The organism is Rhodococcus sp. NPDC060176, from assembly GCF_042728675.1.
GTDB lineage: Bacteria > Actinomycetota > Actinomycetes > Mycobacteriales > Mycobacteriaceae > Rhodococcus_F.
This window is the reverse complement of record NZ_JBHWYS010000001.1, coordinates 1,093,232-1,105,750: the sequence shown is the minus strand read 5'-3', so window position 1 is coordinate 1,105,750 and position 12,519 is coordinate 1,093,232. Positions and strand designations below refer to the sequence as shown.

12 protein-coding genes are annotated in these 12,519 nt (G+C 62.0%); all 12 read right to left on the bottom strand.

Annotation, left to right across the window (positions count from 1 at the left end; translation table 11 throughout):
- Positions 1–9 precede the first annotated feature (9 nt).
- The 12 genes from ACFWEM_RS05295 to ACFWEM_RS05240 all read right to left on the bottom strand — a co-directional run bounded on the left by ACFWEM_RS05295 (position 10) and on the right by ACFWEM_RS05240 (position 12,474).
- Entirely contained in the window at positions 10–1,095 is a 1,086-nt protein-coding gene (locus tag ACFWEM_RS05295; RefSeq protein WP_378531749.1) for an ABC transporter ATP-binding protein, read from the bottom strand.
- A gap of 15 nt (positions 1,096–1,110) precedes the next feature.
- Positions 1,111–2,442: an ABC transporter substrate-binding protein gene (locus tag ACFWEM_RS05290; protein WP_378531747.1), complete on the bottom strand. Its 1,332-nt coding sequence runs from the start codon at positions 2,440–2,442 to the stop codon at positions 1,111–1,113.
- A 37-nt stretch (positions 2,443–2,479) separates the two neighbouring features.
- The gene (locus ACFWEM_RS05285) at positions 2,480–3,382 is read right to left on the bottom strand and encodes a carbohydrate ABC transporter permease (protein ID WP_378531745.1); all 903 of its coding nucleotides are present in this window, start codon (positions 3,380–3,382) and stop codon (positions 2,480–2,482) included.
- Complete coding sequence (locus ACFWEM_RS05280) at positions 3,379–4,353, bottom strand: carbohydrate ABC transporter permease (protein ID WP_378446692.1); 975 nt, start codon at positions 4,351–4,353, stop codon at positions 3,379–3,381. The genes ACFWEM_RS05285 and ACFWEM_RS05280 overlap by 4 nt, the downstream gene beginning before the upstream one ends.
- 74 nt (positions 4,354–4,427) lie before the next feature.
- On the bottom strand, positions 4,428–5,351 hold the full coding sequence (locus tag ACFWEM_RS05275) for an Ig-like domain-containing protein (RefSeq protein ID WP_378446693.1): 924 nt from the start codon (positions 5,349–5,351) through the stop codon (positions 4,428–4,430).
- 216 nt (positions 5,352–5,567) lie between these two features.
- On the bottom strand, positions 5,568–7,250 hold the full coding sequence (locus tag ACFWEM_RS05270) for an FAD-dependent oxidoreductase (protein WP_378531743.1): 1,683 nt from the start codon (positions 7,248–7,250) through the stop codon (positions 5,568–5,570).
- A gap of 81 nt (positions 7,251–7,331) precedes the next feature.
- Positions 7,332–8,213, bottom strand: a complete 882-nt coding sequence (locus tag ACFWEM_RS05265; RefSeq protein ID WP_378531741.1) for a hypothetical protein — start codon at positions 8,211–8,213, stop codon at positions 7,332–7,334.
- Positions 8,214–8,223: 10 nt separating this feature from the next.
- Complete coding sequence (locus tag ACFWEM_RS05260; RefSeq protein ID WP_003939815.1) at positions 8,224–8,442, bottom strand: dodecin; 219 nt, start codon at positions 8,440–8,442, stop codon at positions 8,224–8,226.
- Between the two features lie 15 nt (positions 8,443–8,457).
- Positions 8,458–9,669 carry a serine hydrolase domain-containing protein gene (locus ACFWEM_RS05255; protein WP_378446696.1) on the bottom strand — a complete coding sequence of 404 codons (1,212 nt, stop codon included), beginning with the start codon at positions 9,667–9,669 and terminating at the stop codon, positions 8,458–8,460.
- Positions 9,670–9,777: 108 nt separating this feature from the next.
- Entirely contained in the window at positions 9,778–10,329 is a 552-nt protein-coding gene (locus ACFWEM_RS05250) for a DUF6764 family protein (RefSeq protein ID WP_378531739.1), read from the bottom strand.
- 58 nt (positions 10,330–10,387) lie between these two features.
- Positions 10,388–11,428: a non-homologous end-joining DNA ligase gene (gene ligD / locus ACFWEM_RS05245; protein ID WP_378531737.1), complete on the bottom strand. Its 1,041-nt coding sequence runs from the start codon at positions 11,426–11,428 to the stop codon at positions 10,388–10,390.
- Entirely contained in the window at positions 11,428–12,474 is a 1,047-nt protein-coding gene (locus ACFWEM_RS05240) for an ATP-dependent DNA ligase (protein WP_378531735.1), read from the bottom strand. Before ACFWEM_RS05240 ends, ligD begins: the two co-directional genes overlap by 1 nt.
- Positions 12,475–12,519: the final 45 nt, after the last annotated feature.

Here is a 12,519-nt window from a genome sequence, read left to right as displayed (position 1 = left end):
ACAGTATCGCTACAGACGGACCCCGGTCTCCGCGGAGAAGAAGTACACCTCACCCGCTTTGGGCAGCAGGTGGAGCGACTCTCCTGGCGTCACGGACATCTTCCGGTCGACGCGGATGACAATCCGTCCGGATCGACTCTGCCACTGGCAATCCGGCGACCCCTTCGCGTACACGAACGATTCGGCGCCCAACTCTTCGAGCAGGTCGGCATCCACGGCCAGCGAGCCCCTTCGCCACGCTCCCACCAGATCCCACGACTCCGGGCGAACTCCCACGACGACCCGTTCCCGCTCGGACGCCCCGGTGGGCAGCGGTATCCGTAGATCACCGACCACTGCGACGGTGCCCTCGACCGGCGCTTCGATCAAGTTCATGCCCGGCGACCCGATGAAGGCGGCCACAAAAGTGTTGACGGGATTGTCGTAAAGTTCGCGCGGCTTCGCCACCTGCTGCAAGCGACCGTCCAACATGACCGCCACCCGGTCTCCCATCGTCATCGCTTCCACCTGATCGTGGGTGACGTAAACCGTCGTGGTGCCGAGTCGACGCTGTAAGGCGGCGATCTGCGACCGTGTGCTGACGCGTAGTTTGGCATCCAGATTGCTGAGCGGCTCATCCATGCAGAACACCTTGGGATGGCGAACGATGGCCCTACCCATGGCAACTCGCTGACGTTGTCCACCGGACAGCTTTGCCGGTTTACGTCCGAGGAGCGGTTCGAGTTCGAGCATCCGTGCTGCCTCGAGTACCCGTTCCCGTCGCTCGGCCTTTCCTACTCCCGCGTTCTGGAGCGCAAAACCCATGTTCTGCTCGACGGTCATGTTCGGGTACAGCGCGTAACTCTGAAACACCATGGCGACGTCACGTGCTCGCGGAGCAAGGTGCGTGACGTCCGTGCCGCCGATCTCGATCCGGCCGTCCGACGCGGATTCGAGACCGGCGAGCATTCGCAGGCTGGTGGACTTACCGCAACCGGAAGGTCCTACGAGTACCAGGAACTCACCGTCGGCGATGTCGAGGTCGAGACGGTCGACTGCCGGTCGATCGGTTCCTTCGTAGCGGTGCGTTACTCCCGCGAATTGCACGTTGGCCATGAGTGTTCTCTCCTACTACTTCGGCAGCTTGGGGGTGATCTGCCGGTCGATGATCTGCTGCAACTGGGTCGCGACGCCGGCGAATGTCGATGCGACGTCGGCCTTCTGGAGAGCGATCTGCTCGAGTCCGGTACCGATGATCTGATCTCCACCCGGCACGAACACGCGTGCGTAGTCCTGCGAGCGCGTGCGCGCAAGCTGATCCACTGCGGTTCGGGAGTTGGGGTTCGCGTCGAGGAACGCCTTCATGCTCGGCTCCGACGTTGCCGACTTGCGGACCGGCATGTAGCCGACGTTCTGCGAGAAGTACGCCGTGTTCTCACCATTGGTGATGAAGTCGATGAACTTGAGCGCGTTCTTCTTACGCTGATCGGAGATCTTGGACGGGATCGCAAGCCCGGCGCCGCCGGTGGGGCAACCGGGAGTTCCGTCCGCCGCGGGGAGGAAAGCGGTACCGAAGTCGAAGTTCGCAGTCTTCTTGATGCCGGACAGATCGCCCGTCGACGCGATGGTCGACGCCAGAATGCCGGTACCGAATTCGTTTGCGATGTCGGTGGAGACCGCGGCGTACTTCTTGTCGTGAATCATGCTGGAGAGGAACTGCCCTGCGGCAATGGTCTTCTCGTTGTCGAGTTGCAGATTCCACTGGTCGGAGTACGAGCCGCCGAACGTCCAGATGGGGCCTTCGTAGGTCCAGCCGAGGTAATCCTTCGCGTTGCCCCACCCGTGTGCCAACTTGCCGTTGCCCACGACCTTCTGCAGCTCAGGTCCCCACTCGTCGAACTCCTGCCACGTCGCGGGCCCACGGTCGGGAAGGCCGGCCTGCGACCAGACCGCCTTGTTGTAGTAGAACAACGGCGTCGATCGAGCGTAGGGAAGCGCATAGTGCTTACCCTGGAAGAGGTAGTCGGCGAGCAGCGAATCGACGTAGTCGGCCGAGTCGACGCCCACCTCGGAGAAGAGTCCGTCGAGCGGCTCGATTGCCCCGGTCAGTGCATAGTTGAACCACCAGACATCCGACAGCACAACCACATCGGGAACATCTCCGCCGGAGAGTGCAGCGTTGAACTTCTGTGCCACCTCTTCGTAGTTCTTGCCACCGTCCACCAAGTTGACCTTCAGGTCCGGGTACTTGGTCTGGAAGCGGTTGATCAGTTCCTTCTCCACGTCGGTGGACTTGCCCGGGTGGTTCGACCAGAAGGTGATGGTGTTGGAATCACCCGCTGCACCGGATGTTCCCGCAGCATCAGCGCTCGACCCGCCGGAACCCGCGCACGCGGTCAGTGCGGCGCCGGCGGCGATTGCTCCGCCGAGGCTCAAGAAACCACGCCTGTTCATGTTTGCCATTACTGCTCCTCGAAAAAGAAATGTGACGGGAAAGCTGTCAGCCCTTGACCGCACCGGAGGTGAGGCCCTTGATCATGTGTCGTTGCAGCAGAAGGAAAATCACCAGGATCGGTAGCATCGTCAGCACCGTTCCTGCCATGACCGGACCCCAGTTGGTGAGTCCGTCGTTGTTCTGCAGTTGGGTCAATCCGATCGGCAGCGGCGCTACCGAGGAATCGTCGGACATGAGGAACGGCCACAGGTACTCGTTCCATTCGTTCACCACCGTGATGATGCCGAACGCCACCATCGTCGGCCCCGACACGGGAAGCACCACGCGCCAGAGCAGTCGCCAGTGGCCGGCGCCGTCCATCCGCGCCGCCTCGATGATCTCCGAAGGGATCGAGAGGAAATGGTTGCGCATGAGGAACGTACCGAAGGCTACACCCGCGAGCGGAACTATGATGCCCTGGAACGTGTTACGCCATCCCCACTCTGCCACGAGCGCGTAGTTCGAGATCACGGTGATCTGGTTCGGAACCATCAACGCTGCGATGATGCCGAGAAAGACGAAGTTTTTCCCCGGGAAGCGCAGGAACACCAATCCGTAGGCACTGAGAGTCCCCAGAACGAACTTCGCCGCGGACAGAATCGTCGTGATCACTATCGAGTTTCGCAGAAACATCCAAAACGGAACCGATGTTGTTGCTTCGGAATAGTTTTCGGGATGCAACGACGACGGCCACCACGTTGCCGGCTGGGTGTAGATCTCCGGTCGCTCCTTGAACGAGGTCATCACGATCCAGTACAGCGGCAGGACGATGATGACCAAGGCGATCACCATTGCCGCGTAGCCGAGGATCTTGACGCCGACCTCACGCCGATCCACGTTCCTGCGGTCCGGGCCCGGCCGGACGACGGAAGTCGGAGCAGCGCTTTTCTTTTCCTCTACCGCTGTCATTTCTCTTCTCCCCGATCCATGGCACGAACCTGGTAGACGGTGATGATCAGCAGGATCAAGAACATGATGGTGGCAACCGTCGCGCCGTAGCCCGCCCGGAAGTTTCGGAACGTCTCGTTGTAAACCTGGTAGACCATCGTCGTCGTCCCCGTCCCCAGCGGGCCACCTCGGGTCATGACGTTGATGATGTCGAAGACCTGGAGCGAGTTGAGCATGACGGTGATGGAGAGAAAGAACGTCGTCGGGCGCAACTGAGGCAGGAGCACGCGGCGGAACTTTGTCCACGGCTTGGCGCCGTCGATTTCGGCGGCTTCGTTCAACTCTTGCCGAACTCCCTGCAGCGCAGCGAGATAAATGACAAACGTGTACCCGAGGTTCTTCCACATGTACGTCACCGTCACCATGAACAGTGCCCAGTGGGGATCCTGATAGAAGTCGGGAGATTGGAGTCCGACACGGTGCAGGAGATCCTGGATCAATCCGAAGTTGGGGTCGAAGACGAACTGAAACGCCACACCGATCGCGGCACCGGAGATCACAAAGGGAGCGAAGATGGCCGATCGGACCAGGTTTCGCCCGACGAGCTTGCGATCGAGCAGCATGGCCAACGCCAAGCCGATGACCATCGAACCCACGACGGTGACCAACGTGAATACCACTGTGTTGGTGACGATCTGCCAGGTGTCGCTTCGTCCGAACCACTCGCGGTAGTTACTCAGACCGATGAACGTCGCCTTCGGGTCCGCAATGTTCCAGTCGAAGAACGAAAGTCGGATGTTGTCGACCAACGGACGATAGGTGAACAAGATCAGCAACGCGAGATTGGGACCTACCAAGAGCGCAAAGAGCGCGTAGTCACGCCATGGTCTGCCCCACAGACCTGGCTTGCCTGAAGTGGGCAGCGTTCTTTCCGGACTCGATCTCACTGAGGCAGTCTGACCGCCCGCAAAGAATGAATGGTGAACGTACAAGACACTCGAGCTGAACGCGACACGAAAAAGGCCCTGCGCGAATACTTCTCGCGCAGGGCCTTCGTCGACGAGGTCTAGCGGTTCCAGTCACCCAATCCGTCGGCGCCGCTGAGGACTCCACCTGCGGTGTTCTGCACGATCACCGGGTCGCCCTTGCCTGCGTTTTCGAAGAACCACTTGGCGTTCTCGGTGCTGACATTGAGGCAGCCGTGGCTGACGTTGGTGAAACCTTGTTGCGCAACCGACCACGGAGCAGCATGGACGAAGATGCCGCTGTAGGAGATTCGTGTCGCGTACTCGACGTAGGTGCGGTAGCCCTCCGGAGAATCGATCGGAACGCCGTACGTGGACGAATCCATGTACATGTCACGCAGCTGCTCGCCGACGATGTACGTGCCGTTCGGTGTTTCGTGTCCCGGCTTGCCGAACGACGTCGGCATGGTGCGCACCACCTCGCCGTTGCGGGTGACGGTGACCTGCTTGGTGTTGTCGTCCGCGACGGTGACGAGTGCGTCACCGATGTTGAACGTGGAGTGCGAATCACCGGCGTCGACGGTCACGGAGATGTTCGCCGGCCAGAACTGTGCCGGCTTCCAACGGACCTGACTGTTGTTGATCCAGTAGAAGTTGCCCTCGACCGGCGGATTGGTGGTCACACGAATAGCGCGTTCTGCCGTGGCACGGTCATCGACGGCCTCGTTGAAACGAATGATGATCGGCTGCGCGATGCCGACGGTCTCGCCCGCGGACGGGTTGAGCGACGGCGCGGAGAAGTTGGGTGCACCGATGGGCGCCTGAATCGGCGTACCCGGGATGCCCGGAACCGGAATTGCCGGGTCGAGGTACGGAACGCCGGGGATCACGGGCAACGGAATGTCGGGTCCACCGGGAAAGAGAGGAACAGCCGCGGAAGGTCCGGCGAGAGCGAGGCCGGCAGCCACCGCTCCGACGATTGCCACGGCAACCCGCGACGTCCGACGACCCTGTTTGCTGCCCATGTCACTACCTTCGCTCGACTGACCACGTACTCACGTGGATCGTGCGCGGCCGGCATCGATACCCGCCTGGTACCGATGCCGATGCACCATTCGGACGCACCGGCCGGGCGCACACCTACACACCCGAGCACGCCGAAGAGAGCAAACCGCACATTTCCATAGTCATTAACACACAAATGCGGCAATCGAGCAATTCGGATGTTCGCCCAACCGTTGCTATCCCTCGCTGCGGGCAGCGGCCAACATGGATTCGATGGAGATGAGTTTGGTTCGCGGGCGTCCGGCCGCGGCACCGGATGCGCGTTCTGCCTTGTCGATACGCTGCCAACCCTGATAGTCCACCTGATCCGGCGACCTGTCTGCCAGCAGAACCTGCAACTTGTCGGCATCCTCGGTGGGAGCGGCAAGGCGTCCACCTGCGAAGTCGTCGAAGATCATCGAAACGGTCTCCGCGGAGCAGTATTTATTGGTGCCGATCACGCCCGTCGGTCCACGCTTGATCCAACCCGCGACGTAGACACCCGGGATCGGTGTGCCGGTCTCGGTGTCGATCACTCGGCCGTTCTCGTTGGGGATCACGCCGCGAGCGTCGTCGAAAGGCAAGTCGGCCATCGGCGTACCGCGGTATCCCACGGATCGAAGCACCAGCGAAGTGTCGATCGTCTCCTCGGTTTCGGTGGGTCGGGCGGAGAGTTGACCGGTCGGCGTTGCAACCAACTCGTTTCTCACGATGCGCACCTGAGAGACCGCGTCGTCACCGAGGATCTCGACGGGAGAGGTGAGGAACCGCAGAACAATCCTCTTGCGAGACGGATCGGCAGTACGTGAAGCAAATTCTTGCGCCTGCTTGACCTTGAACAGCACGGACGGCTCGGCAGCATCACTGTCCACGAATGCCTGACTGGCCTCGTCGAGTTCGGCTTCGATCGGGTCGACCAACACGTCCACGTCCGCCATCTGTCCGAGTGCCAACAGTTCGGGGTTGGTGTACGCGGCCTGCGCCGGGCCGCGACGTCCGAGAATGACGACCTCACGAATCTTGCTGTTGCGCAGCGCTTCCAATGCATGCTCGGCGAGGTCCGTTTTCGCAAGCTTGTCGGGGTCGGTCACCAGGATTCGCGCGACGTCGAGTGCGACGTTGCCGTTTCCGACAATCACCGCTCGCTCTCCGGAGAGGTCGAAAGTTCGGTCGGCATATCCAGGGTGGCCGTTGTACCAGGCGACGAACTCCGTGGCTGCGTGACTTCCCGGCAGATCCTCACCCGGGATCTCGAGCTTGCGGTCCCCCGCAGCACCCACCGCGTAGATCACCGCATGATGATGGTCCAAGAGTTCGGAGTGCGAGATGTGCGCGCCCACCTCGACGTTGAAGTGGCAGCGCACGGTCTTCTTCGCGACCACGGCACGGAACTGGTCGGTGACGCCTTTGGTTCCGGGATGATCCGGAGCCACACCGGCACGCACCAATCCGTAGGGAGTGGGAAGTCGATCGAACATGTCGACCTCAACGCGAGGCTTGCCGGTCAATTCCATCGCCGCGTAGCAGGCGGCCGGGCCGGATCCGACGATCGCCACTTTCAGCGTTCCCAGTTCGGGATCGATCTTGGCCATCGTGATCGGCTCGGGCCAATCCGGGCCCATCGGATGCTTCTCGAAGTACGACGCGTTCATCTGCAGATACGGCGCGTCGTCCTCGTCGAGTTCGTTGTCCGGAAAAATTGCCTCAACAGGGCATTCGTCCACGCAGGCACCACAATCGATGCAGGTGTCCGGGTCGATGTAGAGCATTTCGGTGGTCGCGAACGGAGCTTCGTCCGGTGTCGGATGAATGCAATTGACCGGACACACGTCAACACACGAGGCGTCGTTGCAGCACGGCTGCGTGATCACATACGCCATGACATTCCCCTATCCCTGAAACACGAAGCTCGAACTGGTTCCCAGACTATAACGTGTTCCAATTTGGCGCGAGAATCGTTTTCAGATCACGCCATTGCGCTTCAGCAGCCACACCGCCTGCACGGTGGCGTGACCTCGCCATTCCAGTGCAGCGGCGGGCGAGTAGCTGTCGAAATCCACCGCCCATCCGCCGTCATCACGTTGTCGCGCAGCGAGCGCGGACAGTTCGGACTCGATCACCGATGCATCGAACAACGTGCGGGTCGGACCACCTGGAAGCGGTGAGAAATCGAGTGGCCGCATGAATTCGCCCTCCGCTCCGCCGTCCACGCGAACCAAGCCGTCAGCTGGTATCCGCGAGCCAAGAGCGGTCACCAATGACGACGCTTCGGGGTTGCTCCGGTGAACCGCGTCGAGAAACTGCAACGCAAAGGCCAACTCGAGGGCATGCAGAGACTCCGCCCCGTCGATCGAGTCGAGGCAATATCGAACGGCAGAGACGAACCACGGATGTTCGGCGACAGCCTCGTCGAATTCGGCGACGCTGGCCGCTGCAGCACACACGATGCTGGTGATCTGCAGCGACGGCGCAGTCGGATCCGCGCTCACCCAGAAGGGCGCACAACCGGCCGGGTCGGCGATCGGGAAGGCGAACGGCAAACCGCCGCCGGCCAGCGAATTCGCCTGCAACCAATCGCACAGTTCGACGGCTCTGCGTGTCGGCGTTCCGATGTCGGCAAAAGCTTCGAAGGCATGCAGCGCTCCGCCAGGTTGGCTGGTTGCCGAGCGGAGATCAGGTTCGAGTCCCCAGCCGTACCCACCGTCCGGGTTGCGATAGCTGTCCACAGCCGCCAATGCCGCGGTCCGGTCACCCTGTCCGAGAATCAGATTCAGTCGATGCCGATCGAGCGTCCTGGCGTGTCCTGCCATGAACCCGACGGCCGCCGTGAGATCGACACTCATCAAGGACAGCTCAAGATTCGTCGCCGTCGAGTCGGAAGCCGACCTTCAACGTGACCTGGAAGTGCGCTACGGCGCCGTTCTCGATGTGCCCGCGGGTTTCCACCACTTCGAACCATTCGAGGTTGCGGACCGTCTCGTTCGCCCGGGCGATGGCGGTGCGAATTGCCGCGTCACTGCTCTCGGTGGACGAGCCGACGATCTCGGTCACCCGGTACACGTTGCTGCTCATGGCATTCCCTTCGTGTCAGATTCGACGAACCAACTCCTGCGCCTCGGCACCGAGCCTCGCAAGGCGAAGATCACCGAGAGCTGTCACAGCACTACCCAACCTGTTGGTGGTGAAACCGAGTGAGAGTCCGCTGGACAGGTCCGCGTACGCGCCCGAACCGCCGACTCCATAGTGGCCGATCGCATTACGCGGCTGCCGACGCGCGGCGATGATCGGCGGGTGGTAACCGAGAGTCCAGTTGGGCCGCACCGCAAGGACGTAGTCACGATCGCGAGTCTGGATCGTCGACATCTGGTCGATGGTCGATTCCTTCAGGAACCGCTTCCCGTCGATCACGCCGCCGTTCGCGATGGCGCCGTACATCTTCGCGAGAGCACGTGCGCTGAACACTCCGTTCCAGCCCGGCATCACGGCGTCGTGGACAGCGGGGTTGCGCACCATGACGTCGAAACCGTCCGGCATCGCGGCCTCCGCAAGTCCGCGAGTCGGACCGACGTGTGAGAGCACGGTCGAAGCGAAGGCCCAGTTCAGGCCCGCAGGATTGATATGTGGGAACAGCTTCGCGATACGTGGACGCTCGGTTTCGGGTACGCGATACCAGAATTCGTCGACTCCGAGGGGCTTCGCGATTTCGGCCTGCACTACGTCGATGAACGACTGACCGGACACCCGGGCGACAAGTTCGGCCACCAACCAGCCATAGGTCACAGCGTGATAGCCAGGGCCTCGGAGCCGACGCGGATCAGGCTTCTCGGCAGCCAAGGCAGCCACGACCGCGTCGTAGTCCATGAGGTCGAGAGGATGCGGCATGAGCCCACGCACTCGGTGAAGGCCCGCTCGATGCGACATCAATTCACGGACGGTGATCTTGTCCTTGCCTGCCGCCGCGAATTCTGGCCAGTACTGAGCAACCGGAGCGTCGTAGTCGATGAGTCCACGTTCGGCGAGCCGATGGACAACAGTGCTGGCGACGCCTTTGCCGGTCGAGAACGACAGCGACACCGTGTCGTGGTCCCAGCGCCGATCGCGATCGGCATTGCCGGCCCAGATATCGAGCACTTTCTCGCCGCCCAGGTACACAACGAGCGCGCCGCCACCTTGTTGCGGTTGGCGATACATCGCGAAGAACCGGTCTGCCAAAGGAAGGAATCGCCGGTCCACGTACAGCTCGGTGCGCGAAGGCACCTCCACCCGGGCGAGCGAACCCCGTCGTGCATTGGGAGTCATCGCGTCCTCCGATCCCCACTGATCAAGTTGCCCGGTCACCCGATCGGTGACAGGAGCTTGACACCATTGTGACCACTGTCACGCACGAGGCTCAGGGCCGGGGTGCCCTCACGGGGTGACCCACGTCGAAGTGCCGTCACTGATACATCCCTGACCTGTGGCGATGTTGAAAACAAGGGTGGGGCCGCCCGAGCAGATCGCCCCGACGTCCGCGTCACCCACCGCCGCTCTGCCGCCGGGCCCGCTGAGCACCACGGCAAAAGGTGAGGAGTCGGTGCGGCCGAGTGCCAGCGAACCCGGGCCGTACGCAACAGCGGCAAGTAGACCACCGCGCGACTCTGCCGCCGCAACTCCGCCGAAGAGTCCGACGCCCGCCGACCGGCCACCGTCTCGCGAATCCGCGACGCCGACGCCGTCGCCCTCCACGTGTGAAATCGCGTAGCTGGAGGGATCCGCCACCGCTCGGCACGCGGACGCCCCCTCGACGATCGTCTGATCTTGGCCGCGCGCCGAACAATCCAACGTCGCAGCTGAGGCTGTTCCACTACCGAATGACAATCCGAAGGCGGCAAGAATCATGCCACCCGCCGCCATACCTACTGCTCGCGTTTTCCGGCGATCCATATCCATCCCCCACAGTGCATTCGACGTGACGTGCATTCGACGTGACCGTACATTCGACGTCTGATCGAATTACCCGATATGTCCGCCTCTGACGCTACCCGTCTTTGTTCTTCCGATCGCGGTCCTTGCTCGGTTGAACACGTTTGGGTTCACCGGGCATTTTGGGATAGTTCGGCGGGTACGGCAGATCGCCCAACCCTGCCGCAAGATCCTTCTCCCACATCTCCAGCAGAACGTCGAGGGCAAATGCCTTGTCGTGCATCGCTTCCATCGGATCTCCGCGATCTGCGAGCAGGCCGGGAACCGTGGCGATGGTGCAGTCGTCGGGATGCACGTCGCGCAGTTCGTTCCACGTCACCGGGGTCGACACTGTCGCGATCGGTGTCTTACGGGCGGAGTACGCCGCCGCGATGGTCCGGTCGCGGGCATTCTGATTGAAGTCGATGAAGATTCGCTCCCCGCGCTCTTCCTTCCACCACGCCGTGGTGGCTCGATCGGCACTGCGACGCTCGACCTCACGAGCGAGGGCGATACCCGCGTGACGGACCTCGACGAAATCCCAGCGCGCTTCGAGCGGGATGTAGACGTGAAGTCCTCGGCCACCGGACGTCTTGGGGAATCCCTCCAATCCCAGCTCGTCGAGCAGTGGGCGAAGAACTTCATCCGCGATGGCAACGGCCTCGTCGAATCCGGTCCCCGGTTGCGGATCGAGATCGATGCGGAGTTCGTCCGGGTGATCGGTGTCCGGGCACCGCACGGCCCACGGATGAAACGTGACGGTCCCGAGATTTGCAGCCCACACGATGTTCGCGGCACTGCGCACTCGAAGGACATCAGCCTTGCGACCCGACGGGAACGTGACCTCGCAGGATTCGACGTGCTCTGGCCGCTTTGCCGGCAGACGCTTCTGGTAGACCTCTTCGCCCTCGATGCCGTCGGGGAACCGCTGAAGATGTGTGGGGCGATCTTGGAGTGCTCGCAGCGCTGCGCCCTGCAGCGCCACCGTGCGGTAGTACTCGACGAGATGTCGCTTGGTTCCGCCGTCCTCACCCAGCCGCGGATAGTAGATCTTGTCCGGGCTCGACAACCGGACCGCAATCCCGTCGACGTCCAATTCCTCTGCCGGACTCGCCATCACTTACCACCTGCAAGTACATCCGCGAAGTCGTATCGCACCGGAACCTCCAACTGATCGAATGTGCATTCGTCGGGCACCCTGTCCGGACGCCAGCGCAGGAATCGTGCAGCGTGCCGAAAGCGTTCCCCTTCCATCTGGTCGTATGCCACTTCCAGCACCCGCTCCGGACGAAGCGGAATCCAGGAGCGGTCTGCGGCAGATCGCCACCGACTGGCCTCGCCTTCGGCCACAACGTCGTCCCCGAGCCGCAGAGGCTCGAGCTCTGCCAGCAACTCGATTCTCCGCGCCGCGGTGAAAGCCGAAGCGCCACCGACCATCTTCAATTCCGAACCGTCGAACAGACCCAGAAGCATCGACCCGATACCTGGCTGACTCTTGTGGGGACGGTAGCCCAGCAGTACGACATCCGCGGTCCTGGCGTGTTTCACCTTGATCATCTCGCGCTTGTTCGGCAGGTACGGCCCCGCCAGCTTCTTGGCGACAACCCCGTCGAGGCCCGCGCCTTCGAAGGTTTCGAACCAGGCCATTGCTTCGGCGCTGTCCGCCGTCGCGGCTGTCACGTGGCAACTCGGTCCGCCGCCGACGGAATCGAGGAGCAGCGCACGCCGCACACCGAAATCCTCGATCGAGACGTCTCGATCCCCGAGCGCTAGTAAATCGAACCCGACAAACTGTGCGGGCGTCTGTTCCGACAACAATGCAACGCGGCTCGCGGCGGGATGAATACGTTCGGACAGTGATTCCCAACTCAGGCGCGTCACACCGTCGATTTCACGGGGAACCACCAGTTCGCCGTCCACGACGCATTTCTCGGGCAATTCAGCTTTGACAGCTTCAACTGCTTCGGGAAAATACCGCGCCAAGTCTTTTCCTCCCCGCGACCCGAGCACCACTTCGTCACCGTCGCGAAAGATGATTGCTCGAAATCCGTCCCATTTCGGCTCGTACGACCACGTCGGATCACCGGACTCGGGCTGAGACGGCACGGTGGCCGCGGCCTTCGCGAGCATCGGGGCAAGCGGCGGCATCAGGGGTAGGTCCACCTACCCATACTGACAGTCCGGTTGGCAATTCGACTACCGATGTAT